We start from the raw sequence: 14,022 nt of genomic DNA, 5'->3' as shown, positions 1-14,022 counted from the left end.
CGAAAAATTGAATATTTGCAGGTAATAAAAGATATCAAGAGAAATTGATTTTCAAGTTGTGTTGCGAAAATAACAAAGAGTGATTTTGTTTATTTTGAAATAGTCGTTACAATTTGAATATTCTTTAAAACAATGACTATATACCTGTTTTCTTAATGTATATGTTTTTAAAAGAAGGTTCTAAAGTTTTTATATAAAACGAAATAACCTTATAGTTCCATGTTCCTGATTACCTCATTTGTTTCACACACTTTAATGGGATGAGGACTGTGAAATGCAGACATACTATTCTAAAACTCGTTTATTTGGAAACTATGTGTAAATCGTGAGCATAACGCTGACAGGAATGTAAGTTGAAAACTTTGGGGTGAAACTATGTATAATTTTTTAGATCGTTCTACTTTACAAAAAGTACAAGTATTACATCATATTTTTAATGAAAAACGCTATTTTTCAAGTTTCGAATTAGCTCAAAATACACAGTTATCGGAAAGAACTATTTTGAAGATACTAGCAGAAATTTCTTCAGACTTACAAGTAATAATAGATTCTGCGTGCATCAAGAAAAAAAAGTCAAAGTATTTTAAGTTAGAATACCAAGATCATTTTTCAATAAAAACTGTAGAGAGACATTATTTACAAAATTCCTTAACATATAAAGCCTGTGATGAGATCTTTCATAATACATTTGATGATATTACTACGTTTTCATTGGATAATTTCACAAGTTTGGCATCTATGTACCGTCGTATAAATAAAATCAAGCCATTGCTAAATCAATTTCATTTAAAATATAAATCTCATCAAATGGTAACACTCGAAGGAACAGAAAAACAATTTCGCTATTTTTACTATCTGTTTTATTGGAATTCATGTTGGGGAGAAATATGGCCATTTACGTTAGTTACAAGAGAACAAATTATAGAAGTATTGGAGGATGTAAATTTAGTTCTTCCAGAATCCATGATTTATTGGCTTGCTATTTGCTTAACGCGAGCGAAATTAGGCTTCTTAATTGAGGATGATCCGATGTATTCAACTTTTACAAAACATCATTATCATTATGATAATTTTTCAACAGTAGCTAGGCTTCTATTCAAGAAAATAACTACATTGTCTGATGAAGATATCGAATTAGAATTGATGTTTTCTTTTAATTTTATAAGTTGTTTACAGCATTATGATAAAAAAGATAAAGCGATTAGTTTAATGATGAACTTTGCTCAGCACCATAATCAAGAATTATTTGTGCAAGCAACTTTGTATTGGATTGAAACATTTATGAATCATTTCTCCATTGTATTGAATGTAGAAGAATATGGAGTACTATTTGTGAATTTACTTTATCTTCATTATTATATAATGACTTTTTCTGGCCCCCTTTATTTATTTAAGGAAGATATTTATAAGAAGAGGTTTGAAATGCTTGAAACTGCTCAAATAGAAATTATGAATCAATTTTATGATCGTCTTGTGGAAAATGAAGAGTTTTCCATTATTTTTAAACGCAAGGATACTTTAATAGGACGGTATCACAAACTATTAAAACAATCGATTGATATTATTACTCGAGATGCCATTAAAATTAAGATTGTGTCGATGTTAAATGATATTCCCTATCTATTCGATCAAATTAAGCGTACTTTTGTACATGTTGAATTGTGCTCAACTGATGAAGAGGCGGATTTAATTATTACTGATCGTTTATATTTGAATATAAAAAAGGAAACACAAGCAATATTTGTATGGAATTCGGTGCCTAAGAAAGGTGATTATGAACGGTTAGGAAAAAGGTTACAGGAAATTTATTTCAATAAGAACCAGCTATCAAATAATCTTTTAATAAAAACTTTAATGAGTGAAATTTAAAGATATGAATTATGGAATATAAAGAACTGTAAGCGCTTTCATAATATGGTTTATTGATCAATCTGAAAATCTAGTTATGAAAAAAGCGATTGATTATTTAAATATTAAACATAAATACCATTACACAATGATTTGCTTACTTATGAAATGAAGGGCGAGGGGCTTTATATGTATAGACAGATTTCAAATGAATTAATCTATTACTTGAAACTGGGCGACGCAGTCGTAATTATGGATGAAAAACAAGTAATTTTAGATGTTAATATTCCATACGAAAATATGACAGGTAATAAGAGACAAACAATTATTGGATCAACAGCAGAATTTTTAAACTCAAATTTACAGCCTATGATGTATAAATCATTCAAGGATATCTTAAAAGATGGGAAGCCATGGTCTGGCATAATGGTCAATATTAAAAAATCTTCAGAAGTTTCCTATTCCTTTATAACGATTACACCTATTAAAATCTATGAACAGATTTACTATGTAGGAATCGCACGAAGTGTCGATCAACTTGCCATAGAAGGCAACAATCAAAGAAAAGAGGAACAAAAAGAATTATATAAAGTGTTAGCTTTATCAAGTGAAATTCGTGATACAGGTATAGCAGAACATCTTTTAAGAGTACAAAGATTAACTGAAAATTTTTTGTTAGCCCTTAATGAACAGGAGAAATATAGCTTCCCAGTTGCATATAGAGATAAAATTATCCAATATAGTATCTTGCATGACATAGGAAAATCAGGTGTACCAGAGTCAATACTTTATAAACCTGGGCCACTTACATTCTATGAACGAAAAATAATCGAAATGCATCCGTTAATCGGAGTGGATATACTATATAAAATTTCTGATGGAATGACCTATAAACTTTTTGATGATATAGCAATAGCAAGTAATATTATTAAATATCATCACGAGAAGTGGGATGGAACAGGATACCCTGAAGGATTAAAAGGAGAAGCTATTCCTTTTGAAGCGAGAGTCATAGCAATAGTAGATGTCTATGATGCTTTAGTTAGTAAACGGTCGTATAAGGAATCGTGGTCAGCAAACGAGGCTTTATCCTATTTACAAGAACAAAGAGGATTGCACTTTGATCCTCTCCTAGTAGATGCATTCATAGAAACAGTGATCGATTTTACCATGGGTGAGGATAAATTGTTTGAAATACATTGTTAACAAAATACTATTGCGTTTGGTGCTTAGCAGAGAGAAAGATTCTCCTATTATAAAGTACTGCTTCAATGGATAACATCGATACAATTTCTAGGGAATTTTAGCGGGATGACTTGGATTGAAAACAGCTATATCAGGAGATAAAAATTATCTACTATTAAAGAACTCATTTTAAAAAAATGAGTTCTTTAGAGTTTAGACAAACTGTCAAATAAATTTGGTTTTGTCTAAGTCGTTTTTAGAATTTAAATAGTAAGAAACCAATCACTTCCGTTTCACGTACACCTTTTCCGCAAAGCACGGCTCCAACTAATTTTTGTGGCGGGTCCCGCAAAAATGGATTTTTCACACGTGCTGTTCCTGCATATCGCGCCTTACATTCCACTTAATTTATCTCGCCTACTGATCGCCTATTCTGCTCCTAACATCTTAATAGAATGAAAGCATAATCACGGCTATTCAAGCATGTTGGGGAGATTGCTGCTTTTAAAGCTAAAGTGAAGGATCATAAGTGAATTTTCGCCAAAACTCGTTAGACAAAGGATAGTACTTGAACAAAATATTTTTTAACTCATATTATATGTGAAAGATGGCAAATCACATTTGAGGAGGTTAAAAATGCATTGGATCACCATCATTTTTATAGGTATTGCTGCTAATCTAGATAATTTAGGAATTGGTCTTGCTTATGGTGTGAAAAAGATGAAAATTCCAGTTTTATCAAACGCAGTTATTGCCGTTATGTCAATGATTGTCACATATGTTGCAGTAACTGCTGGAAGCACAGTAATTGAGTATATCTCAGCACATACGGCAAATCTTTTGGGAAGTCTTTTGTTATGTGTAATTGGGATATGGACGTTATTGTCCAATCGCTTTTCTAAAAAGGGGATAATGAGTAGTTCTGAATTTTTTGATGATGATAAAAATTATGTTATTACATTTAGGGAAGCTATAACACTTGGATTCGTCTTATCAGCCAATTGTTTAGCGGGTGGCATTGCAATTGGAGCGAATGGCATCTCAGCTCTATGGACAGTTATATCTATTGGTACTTTCTCATTTTTATCAGTTGCAATGGGTAGTCATTTTGGAGCCTTACTAACAAAAACATTCATAGGAAAGTATTCGACAGCAATTTCTGGATGGCTATTAATTATGATTGGTATTTTTGAGATATTTGCTAAATAGCTTTGTTTTCGTCTTGTTAATAGATTTATTAAAATAATGAAGATGTTACTTTGAGATAACTTTAATTTTATTACCCTACATGTACATTGTGGATTCAACTCCGCAGAATTAGGTTAAGAAGTGATTTTGCACATAGCCTCTTCGTTAAAGATATTTACATAAAAAGAGCGCATGCAGAGACATTTTTGTAGTGCGCCTTTTTTGCTTAGAGGAAATTTTGACATATTAAGGACGATTTTGGTTTAGTAGTTGACAGACACTGGTATCAACGATTATTCTTGGAAATAACAATTGTAATTGAGAATGATTTTCGTTTAAGTGAAATTGCTTTCATGAATAACGTTGTGAATATAATTTATTTCAATTATAATGATTGATGGAAAATAGATAAAAATTTTCCATTATTAATAGAGGAGGCATGCAACTCATGAAGAAGATAATGATGTTGGTCATGCTAGTCAGTATGTTTGTATTGAATTTAGCTTTACCTCAAGCATCTGCTCAACTAGCTGATGGCACACATTCTGTAAAATATCAGGTGAATAAACCAGAAAGTAGCTCTGCGTCCATTGCGAATGATTATTTCGTAAAGCCTGCAAAGGTAACTGTGAGAAATGGGACAGCTACTGTACAAATTACATTAAAAAATAGTGCATGGATTACTAAATTCCAACCACCTGGTGGTGCTTCTATTGTAAGCGAAGATAAATCAGCTGACACTCGTGTTGTACAATTTACAGTAAAAGATTTAACAAAACCGGTAGTTACATCTATGAAAATTGATATCGATGATATTAATTATCACCATGAATATAGCGTTTCATTAGTGTTCGATGCCGCGTCAACAGGAAGTTCGACAGTAACGCAAGCACACGATACTAAATCACCAACGCCGACTACAACCGAAAGTCAAGTGTCTAATCCTCAGACAAGCGATGCTACACCTTATTTATTCATCGTCGCTTTACTAGGATCAGCATTTTTACTTTATAGAAATAAACTACAAACAAAATCGGAGGATTTATAATGGCTAAAAAACGTCAATCACGCGCAACAAAAATCGTACTAGCTTCACTACTAGCTGCATCACTTTCAGTACCATCTTTTGCATCTGCACAAGCAGCTGATGTAACAACTACAAATACTGAAGTAAAAGCAGAAACTACTAAATCAGAGAAAGCTGATACTACAGTAAATTTCCAAATCTTTAAACCTGGTACAACAGAAGCACAGCCTGCTATTAGCTCTCATCTTGTAACGCAAGGTACAATGGTTGAGAAAAATGGGAAATTCGAGGCGAAATTAACAGTAACAGCGAAATCTGCACCGATGATTGCAGGCTTACAAACAAAACAAGGCGATAAGTATGCAGATGCTACAGAAGTGAAAAATGCAGATGGCACAATTACATACAGTTTTCCAGTTGTAGCTGGTGAAGTACTATCAGCAAAAATTCATGTAGTTGCAGATACACCTAATGGTAAAATGGATACATGGTATGACTTTGATTTGAAAGCAGTTGAAAATAAAGAAACAACAACTGCTGAAGTGGTAGAAGAAAAGAAAGAAGAAACAACTGAAGTGGTTACAGATAAAGAAGCAACTGAAACTACTGAAAAAACAGAAGTGACAGATGAAGACGTAGACGTATATGAAGGAAAAGTAACTGTTTATAAAGACGGCACTAAAGAAGAGTCAAAAATGAAAGATTACATTGATTCTACAGTAGCAGTAGCTAAAGCAGACGGCACATATGTTGTAGGTATGTTTTTCCCTAAAGGACAATATGTTCAATCATTTAAAGTTGATGGTCAGGACGCTGAATTAGACGAGGAAGAAACAGGTACAGATGAGCGCCTTTACTTGTTTGAAGTAAAAGATATTAAAGCACTTACAACAGCAGAAATTCATATTATTGTAAATGAAGCTGGTGTGAAATATGATTCAGTTCACAAAGTTCAATTTAAATTTGACGTAAATTTTGACCAACCTGTAACAGAAGAAACGACTGTTGATAATCCATTCAAAGATATCGACAACAATGAAAACAAAGATGCAATCTTAAACTTACTTGCGTATGACATTATCGTAGCGCAAGATAAATTTAATCCGAACAATAGTTTAACTCGTGCGCAATTTGCATTAATGATTGCACGTACATTAGAACTAGAAGCGACTGAAGTTGCTGGCTTCCAAGATATTAAAGGTATTGAAGCAGAGAATGCAATTAACGCTCTTGCTGAATATGGCATTGTTGAAACACGTGAAAAATTCAATCCAAATGGCACATTAACACGTCAACAAGGTGCTTTAATGATTTACCGCGCAATTCAGGCTATTGAAGGCGAGTTAAAAGTTGAAGGTACATTGCCATATGCAGACGTATCAACAATTGCTAATGATGAAGCGAAAGAAGCGTTCACGTTATTATACAAAGAAGGCATTATGACTGGTTCTGTAGGTAAAGATGGTAAAACTTACATCCATGCAAATAAACCATTAACACGTGGTCAAATGGCGAAAATACTAAATAATTCATTAGATTTCTTCTATGAATTTGAAGAGTAAAAATAAGCATTAAAACAGCAACTTCCTTTCTCACTCATTGAGGAAGGAAGTTACTGTTGCTTCTAAAGAAAAATGGGGGAATTTCCATGTTGAAAATAAATAGAACAAACTTTTTGTTATTAGTGTTCGGTGCTATTTTTATAGCTTTTCTCCCTCAATTTATTTGGATGCATGTACAAGCTGAAGAAAGTTCTATAGAAAATGGAACATATCAAGTTGAACTAAGTTTTCCATCCATTGGTGGAGTGGAACAAAGTCGTTTTTTTGGTAAAGAAGCAACACTTTTTGTGGACAATGGGCACTATACATTGTCTTTGGCGATAGAAAATGAAAATAGCCTGACAAATTTACAAATAGCACAAAACGAAAAAACGCTTCCGTTCAATTTAAAGAGTACTGAAAATTTAGTTCAGTTTGATGTAATAGATTTAATACAACCCATTATTGTTAGGGGTTTAATGGCAGTTCCATTGGAAGAGGATAATCGTACTTTTACACAAGAGCTCCTAATACAAGAAGCAACTCTTAAAGCAATAGAGACACAACGTGAAGAGTCTATCGTCGAGAACCCAATTGAGGAGAACACTACTACAAATGTTATAGTTGGCAAAGAATGGACAATGAACTATGTACTGTTAGTTGATGGAAAAAGAGAACCCTCGATGATGAATACATATGTAAATCCAGTGGCAAAGATGATCGAAAAGGAAGAAAAAGTCTTTGCGCAGATGTCGATTTTAAAATCGGCTTGGGTAACAGGTCTAACGGTGGAGCAGCAGGGGGAGCAAGTGGAACCTAAGCTTATTTCCTTGATAGATAATTTACGAATTATTGAATTTGAAATGGAAGATTTAACACAGCCTCTACGAATGTGGGTAAAGGTTGATATACCAGAACTTGATTATCACCATCAGTATTTTGTTAATCTAGAACTCGATCAACAACAGGTTGCAAAGTTTTTACATAAACCTTCGGAAGAGCAATCTCCTGAGCAGGTAATCACTGTGAAGCCTCCCGTCATTGCGAAAGGGCATAAACCAGGGGAATTGACAGCTGAGCCTGTGATGGTATCACCCCAACTAGCACCTTCATTAGGCCAACCTACACCTTTTATACCAGATGAAGGACTGTTAGCTTTTGACCGTACACTTGATGCAAATACTGAAAAAGATACTGAAGAAGAAGCAAAAAAAGCTGAGGTTAAAGAGGAAACCGCTACTGAAAAGGTAGAAATGAATACTACTACAACCCAGCAGCTTGCTCAACTAGATAAGGTGAAAATTGCATTGCTCATCATTATTTGTCTGTTATCTGGATGGTTACTTGTTCGGCGCATCAAAAGTTCAAAAAAGAAGCAACTGAATAGAAATAACTAGGAGATGACTTTATGCAAAAAAATTGGAAAGCGCTGATGCTCTTCATGGCGCTCATGACGTTTTTCGTCATTACTGGCTGTAGTAATGAAGATGACCCAGACAAAACAGAAGAATCTACAGAGAAAATGAATACGTCTTCACAAGCAACTGAACAAAGTGAGCATCGTATTATTGCAGGTACAGTTGTTATAGCGGAAATTTTAGACAAGTTAGAGTTAGATGCGATTGCTGTACCAGAAACTGAAAAAACACTAGCTTCACGCTTCGATGGTTTACCGACTATTGGTAATGCAATGGAACCTGATATGGAAATTGTAAAATCGTTGAATCCAACAGAGGTATTATCAGTTTCAACATTAGAATATGATTTACAAGATAAATTCAAACAATTAAATGTACCTGTAAAATTTTTGAATTTCCAAAGTGTAGATGCCATGCTCAGTGAAATTTCTTCACTAGGTGAACAATATGACCGTACAACACAGGCGCAACAATTAGTCACGGGCTTACAAAAAAATATTGATGCTGTGCAAACTGTAGCGGCCAATAAAGAGGGCCCACGTGTATTAATTTTACTTGGTATTCCAGGTAGCTATTTAGTGGCAACTGAAAATTCCTACGCCGGAGATCTTGTGAAACGAGCGGGCGGTATCAATGTTATGGAGGGACAGGATGCAGAATATTTATCGTCAAATACAGAATACCTGCATAATAGTAACCCAGATATTATTTTACGTCTATCTCACGGTATGCCCGACGAGGTTGTAAAGATGTTTGACGAAGAATTTAAAACAAATGATATTTGGAAGCACTTTGACGCAGTGAAAAATGGCAAAGTATATGATTTGGAGGAAGAGTTATTCGGTACAACTGCTTCATTACAAGTACCACAAGCTTTAGGGCAGCTTATGGAAATCTTCTATCGTTAAATAGCAACTAGAAATTGTCGCTCGTATCACAAGCAAAGCCTTGTCATTGAGCGTCTTTCTTATATTTAAGTTTAATAGTGAATTTGACTAGAAAAAGGAAACTCGATATGACAAAAAAATTAGTAAGTTTTACAATTGTAATCGTGTTGTTACTTGTGACAGTGGTATATGCAGCAACAACGGGTAGTATTAAAATGGGCTTTTTTGAATTTATAGGTGCATTATTTGACAAAGGAAATAGCCAAATGGAGGCGATTCGTGATTTACGCTTCCCTCGCATTATTGTTGCGCTATTTGCTGGGGCGGCCCTTTCTGTCTCAGGTGTACTTTTACAATCTGTCATGCGCAATCCATTGGCTGATGCCGGGGTTATTGGGATATCTTCTGGTGCAGCATTTGTACAGTTATTTATTATTTCATTTTTCCCTGCATTATTTTTCATGACACCCGTTTTAGCGTTTATGGGTGGTGCCATGGCGTGTGCGCTTGTTTTTGCCTTGTCGTGGAAGTCGGGCTTAAGTCCACTGAAATTGATATTAGTGGGGATAGCTATTAACGCAATGTTCACGGGTTTAACGGAGGCGTTTATTAGCTTAGGTGGCTCGTTAAATACATCCGCTTCTAGTGTAATCGGTTCGAATTTAACAATGCGCACTTGGAAGGATGTCTCGACAATTGTCACTTACGGCTCAGTGGGATTGGTTGCTGCGTTGACGTTATATAGTTGGTGTAATCTTCTTGTATTACAGGATAAGACAGCGAAAAGCTTAGGCTTTAACGTTGCACGTGCTCGATTACTGATCGCAGCTGTTGCCGTACTGTTATCAGCAATTTCTGTTGTCGTGGCAGGCGTTATTTCGTTTGTTGGCTTGTTAGTGCCACATATTGCCCGACGTTTGGTGGGGTACGATCATAAGGTGCTCATCCCGTTTACCGCATTAGCTGGAGCGTTATTAATTTTGGTGGCTGATACGATTGGTCGGACAATTGTTGCGCCACTTGAAATTCCAGCTTCGACCATTATGGCGATTATCGGAGGACCATTCTTAATATTCCTACTACGAAAAGAGTGATGAACCATGGAAATACAAGATATTATCGTATCGCATGATAATACGCGAAATCATTTAGATGGTGTAACGACGGCCATTCAAAAGGGGAAAGTAACAACAATTATCGGTCCGAATGGTTGTGGGAAATCCACATTATTAAGTGTAATGTCGCGTAACAACATGCCAAAATCAGGACATGTATCATTAGAAAATAAAGATCTAGTGCATTATAAGTCAAAAGAATTTGCAAAAAAGTTAGCGATTGTCTACCAGCAGAATGATGTACCGAAAGATTTGACGATAGAAAAACTAGTGAGCTTTGGTCGATTGCCACACAATACAATGTTAAAGCGTAATCTGGAGGAAGATGCGAAGGCAATTGACTGGGCACTTGCTTGTACAAATTTACTAGAAAAGCGTAATAATGATTTAGAGGCGCTCTCAGGTGGAGAACGTCAGCGTGTATGGATTGCGATGGCGTTAGCACAGCAGTCAGAAATTTTATGTTTAGATGAACCGACGACATACTTAGATATTTATTATCAACTCGAACTATTGGAGCTTGTCAAAACATTAAACGAAGAGCATGACTTAACGATTATCATGGTACTTCATGATATTAACCAAGCGATTCGCTATAGTGATCATATTATACTGATGAATGCAGGGCATATTGTGGCTGAAGGAGTGCCGCGTGACGTCATTACAAAAGAAGTCATAAAAGAAGTATATGGTGTCGAAGCTATCTTTAATGAGGATGAACAACTGGGTCTTTATATGGTGCCCCTAGGGATTTAAGTAGGTGGAATGATGAAAAAGTGGACATCTAAGTTTTTAACATTTGTATATTTAGCAATATTTTTATATTCGGGCTTTGCACTTACAAAATATTTTTATACGTATTATGAGACATCGAAATCATTGAAAGAAGTACAAAGTATTTATGAAAAAACATTGTCAACGACTGAAAAACAAGCTGAGGTTTCGTTAACTTCGACAGAAGATTTACTATCGCAATATACGATACGCCCACAATTTAATGAGCTATTAGCGGTAAATGATAGCATTGTTGGTTGGATTTCTGTGGATAATACAAAACTTAATAATCCTATTTTACAAGCGGACGATAATGATTTTTATTTGAATCATAATTTCAAAAATCGTGAAAGTCGTGCTGGGAGTGTTTTTATGGATTATCGTAATGATGCACTCGATATGAGTCGAAATACTATTTTGTATGGGCATGCGATGAAAAACGGGACGATGTTTGGTAGTGTGAAAAATTATTTGCAACAAGATTATGCAGATGCACATCCTACGATTTATATGGACACACTTTATGAGGGGTATGATGTTGAAGTTTTTGCAGCATATGAAACAACCATTGATTTTTATTACATTGAAACTGAATTTAACAGTGATGAGGACTTCTTACAATTCATTACGGAAGTTCAAGCACGTTCTACAATTAATAGGAATATAGATATTGGACCAGACGATAAAATTCTTTCGCTGTCTACGTGTAATGATTCCGTAATGAGTGACGATCATCGCTTTGTCGTGCAAGGAAGGCTTGTAAAGCGATAAAAAAGCAAAAATGTTCATCTATTTATAGAACTACTAACAATTGTTTCATTACAATTTGCTTTAGGCGCAGACAGGAGTTGTCTCAACTAAATATATTGAGATAACTCCTTTTATAATCGTAATAGCCTACAGAGCAGATTTCAAAGGAGACGAGGACCATTAAAAATTTTTAAAATAAAAATAATTACTTGACGTAATTTATTTATTAATATATAGTAAGTTACATAAAGTAATCACATGCTTTTAGTAATAACAATCAGACATCAAAGTAATACATCTAAAGTAACTGCACATGTTTACCCTTTTTAGTAACGGGGTAACATAAAATTAGTAGTTACTTCATATTTTATCATATATCTCGAAATCGAGATAAAAACAATTCAATTGGAGGAATTCACAAATGGCAAAATGGAACATTGATTTAGGACATTCAGCAATTAACTTTCAAGTAAAACACATGATGGTATCTAAAGTAAAAGGTGTATTTGATACTTACTCTGCAGATATCGAAGCAGCAGATCTTACAGATTTAACGACTGCAAATATTAGCTTTAGTATTGACGTAGCAAGCATCAATACACGTAGCGAAGATCGTGATAATCACTTAAAAGCAGAAGATTTCTTTGATGCTGAAAAATACCCAAAAATTACATTCAAATCTACTAACATTACGAAAAAATCTGATAATACGTATAACCTTACTGGCGATTTAACAATTAAAGATGTAACCAAATCGGTAACATTCGATACAGAATTTAATGGTAAAGGTACAAATCCATGGGGCCAAGAAGTTTATGGTTTCGAAGCTGAAACAACAATCAATCGTGAAGAATTTGGTTTAACTTGGAACGCAGCCTTAGAAACAGGTGGCGTACTTGTTGGAAAAGACATTAAAGTAACAGTAGAACTTGAAGTTAATCCTGCTTAATTTTGTTGACTTAGCTGTGCTCGAGAAGTAGATTCTCGAAGCACAGTTTTTTTGTGGATCGAGCATCGTTATGGTTTGTAAAAATAATCCATAAAATAATTTACTTGCATATTTTTAGTGAATTATGCATATAAAACATCATATTGTTTTTGGGGGCGATGGGATGAATGTATTAGTGACAGGTGGATATGGTTTTATTGGCAGTGCTGTAGCGAGGCGTTTCTTTGAGGAAGGTGCAAAAATCTATATTATTGATAATTTAAGTACAGGGCATTTGCGAAATATAGATTTTGAGCATAAATCTTATCTATTAAATGTCGAGGATGAGGTTTGTGAACATTTCTTTAAGGAAGTGGCATTTGACGTAGTGATCCACTGTGCAGCACAAACGAGTGTCCAAAATTCAATGCATGAGCCAGTGAAAGATATTTTAACGAATATAGTAGGGCTTAGTCAGATGCTCTTTTTATCGTCAAAATATAAGGTAAAACATTTTGTTTTTGCCTCATCGGCTGCTGTCTATGGTGATAGTCACTATCCACCACTTGATGAAAATGATATTAGTGAACCTGTTTCTATGTATGGTTTAAACAAAAGCATTGGCGAAACATATTGTGAGAAGTGGCAGCGAGATTATCATTTGCCAACATTAATATATCGATTTGCCAATGTGTTTGGTCCTAGTCAATCCATGCAGGGAGAAGCGGCAGTCATTCCGAGTATGTTAAAAAGCATTATAGAAGGAAAGCCTTTTACCATTTATGGCGATGGAGAACAGTCCCGGGATTTCATTTATGTTGATGATATAGCAGATGCCATCTATGCAGGTGTAGAGGTTGGTCTTAAAGGAACGTATAATGTATCGACTAATGAAGCATGGTCTATTCATCAGGTTATTTTATTATTACAGCATTTAAATCATCCATTAGAAATCCAGTATGCACCTTCAAGAGAAGGTGATATTGAGCACTCTTTTTTAAATAATGAAAAACTGGCGAAAGCAATTGGCTGGAGGCCGAAGATTTCCTTTGCTGAAGGAATCGAGCGAACATTACAGGCATTACAGAGTGAAAAAATAGTTGAGGTTAACGTCATTGAGTAGAAGTTTTCCACTTTATAGAGCATCTAATAGATAGCAGGTTAGGAGCAGAATTAGTCTATCACTAGACATAGTTAAATTTCTTTAATGTCTATAATCTAAAGCATCTACTCTTTGATTTGCCCCAAAAAAGTTAGACATATTTAGTTAAGCAACTTCTAAGACCTGAGTTCGGTACTCCACCGGGCTTAGGTCTTTTAATTTTGCCTTCATTCGTTTGTGATTGTAATAGTGAATATAG

At 34.7% G+C, this 14,022-nt stretch carries 14 protein-coding genes; 12 read left to right on the top strand and 2 right to left on the bottom strand.

Translation table 11 applies throughout. From position 1 onward, the window contains the following. Nucleotides 1–375: 375 nt before the first annotated feature. Both C9J35_RS20080 and C9J35_RS20075 read left to right on the top strand, forming a co-directional pair. The gene (locus C9J35_RS20080) at nucleotides 376–1,869 is read left to right on the top strand and encodes a helix-turn-helix domain-containing protein (protein WP_107926261.1); all 1,494 of its coding nucleotides are present in this window, start codon (nucleotides 376–378) and stop codon (nucleotides 1,867–1,869) included. Nucleotides 1,870–2,037: 168 nt separating this feature from the next. Further along, nucleotides 2,038–3,054, top strand: a complete 1,017-nt coding sequence (locus C9J35_RS20075; protein ID WP_107926259.1) for an HD domain-containing phosphohydrolase — start codon at nucleotides 2,038–2,040, stop codon at nucleotides 3,052–3,054. A 235-nt stretch (nucleotides 3,055–3,289) separates the two neighbouring features. Here the strand turns inward: C9J35_RS20075 and C9J35_RS23770 are convergent, their stop codons facing one another. After that, a complete protein-coding gene (locus C9J35_RS23770; RefSeq protein WP_167396016.1) occupies nucleotides 3,290–3,436 on the bottom strand; it encodes a hypothetical protein in 147 nt (48 codons plus the stop codon). A gap of 233 nt (nucleotides 3,437–3,669) precedes the next feature. Between C9J35_RS23770 and C9J35_RS20070 the strand changes: the two genes are divergently transcribed. From C9J35_RS20070 to C9J35_RS20025, 10 genes are all read left to right on the top strand, one after another. Continuing rightward, on the top strand, nucleotides 3,670–4,242 hold the full coding sequence (locus C9J35_RS20070) for a manganese efflux pump (protein ID WP_107926257.1): 573 nt from the start codon (nucleotides 3,670–3,672) through the stop codon (nucleotides 4,240–4,242). Between the two features lie 427 nt (nucleotides 4,243–4,669). Continuing rightward, a complete protein-coding gene (gene isdC, locus C9J35_RS20065) occupies nucleotides 4,670–5,269 on the top strand; it encodes a heme uptake protein IsdC (protein ID WP_235616387.1) in 600 nt (199 codons plus the stop codon). Further along, on the top strand, nucleotides 5,269–6,810 hold the full coding sequence (locus C9J35_RS20060) for an NEAT domain-containing protein (protein WP_107926253.1): 1,542 nt from the start codon (nucleotides 5,269–5,271) through the stop codon (nucleotides 6,808–6,810). The genes isdC and C9J35_RS20060 overlap by 1 nt, the downstream gene beginning before the upstream one ends. Before the next feature lie 86 nt (nucleotides 6,811–6,896). Continuing rightward, nucleotides 6,897–8,186, top strand: coding sequence for an NEAT domain-containing protein (locus C9J35_RS20055; RefSeq protein ID WP_107926251.1), 1,290 nt, complete (start codon nucleotides 6,897–6,899; stop codon nucleotides 8,184–8,186). 11 nt (nucleotides 8,187–8,197) lie between these two features. Next, nucleotides 8,198–9,115, top strand: a complete 918-nt coding sequence (gene isdE / locus C9J35_RS20050; protein WP_201262096.1) for a heme ABC transporter substrate-binding protein IsdE — start codon at nucleotides 8,198–8,200, stop codon at nucleotides 9,113–9,115. A 107-nt stretch (nucleotides 9,116–9,222) separates the two neighbouring features. After that, nucleotides 9,223–10,188 carry a FecCD family ABC transporter permease gene (locus tag C9J35_RS20045; RefSeq protein ID WP_107926250.1) on the top strand — a complete coding sequence of 322 codons (966 nt, stop codon included), beginning with the start codon at nucleotides 9,223–9,225 and terminating at the stop codon, nucleotides 10,186–10,188. A gap of 6 nt (nucleotides 10,189–10,194) precedes the next feature. After that, nucleotides 10,195–10,965: an ABC transporter ATP-binding protein gene (locus tag C9J35_RS20040; RefSeq protein WP_107926248.1), complete on the top strand. Its 771-nt coding sequence runs from the start codon at nucleotides 10,195–10,197 to the stop codon at nucleotides 10,963–10,965. A 9-nt stretch (nucleotides 10,966–10,974) separates the two neighbouring features. Next, nucleotides 10,975–11,754 (top strand): class B sortase, encoded by a 780-nt coding sequence (gene srtB, locus C9J35_RS20035; RefSeq protein WP_235616386.1) that lies wholly within the window; start codon nucleotides 10,975–10,977, stop codon nucleotides 11,752–11,754. 400 nt (nucleotides 11,755–12,154) lie between these two features. Then, the gene (locus C9J35_RS20030) at nucleotides 12,155–12,682 is read left to right on the top strand and encodes a YceI family protein (RefSeq protein ID WP_107926244.1); all 528 of its coding nucleotides are present in this window, start codon (nucleotides 12,155–12,157) and stop codon (nucleotides 12,680–12,682) included. Between the two features lie 163 nt (nucleotides 12,683–12,845). Next, on the top strand, nucleotides 12,846–13,784 hold the full coding sequence (locus C9J35_RS20025) for an NAD-dependent epimerase/dehydratase family protein (RefSeq protein ID WP_107926242.1): 939 nt from the start codon (nucleotides 12,846–12,848) through the stop codon (nucleotides 13,782–13,784). A gap of 144 nt (nucleotides 13,785–13,928) precedes the next feature. On the opposite strand, the gene C9J35_RS20020 is transcribed toward C9J35_RS20025, so the two are convergent. Beyond that, nucleotides 13,929–14,022: IS3 family transposase (locus C9J35_RS20020; protein ID WP_153062976.1), on the bottom strand; the 94-nt coding region annotated here is incomplete at its 5' end.

Origin of the sequence: Lysinibacillus parviboronicapiens (assembly GCF_003049575.1) — a bacterium.
GTDB classification, from domain to species: Bacteria; Bacillota; Bacilli; order Bacillales_A; family Planococcaceae; genus Lysinibacillus; species Lysinibacillus parviboronicapiens.
The sequence above is the reverse complement of the archived record's forward strand: the minus strand, read 5'-3'. Positions and strand labels throughout refer to the sequence as shown.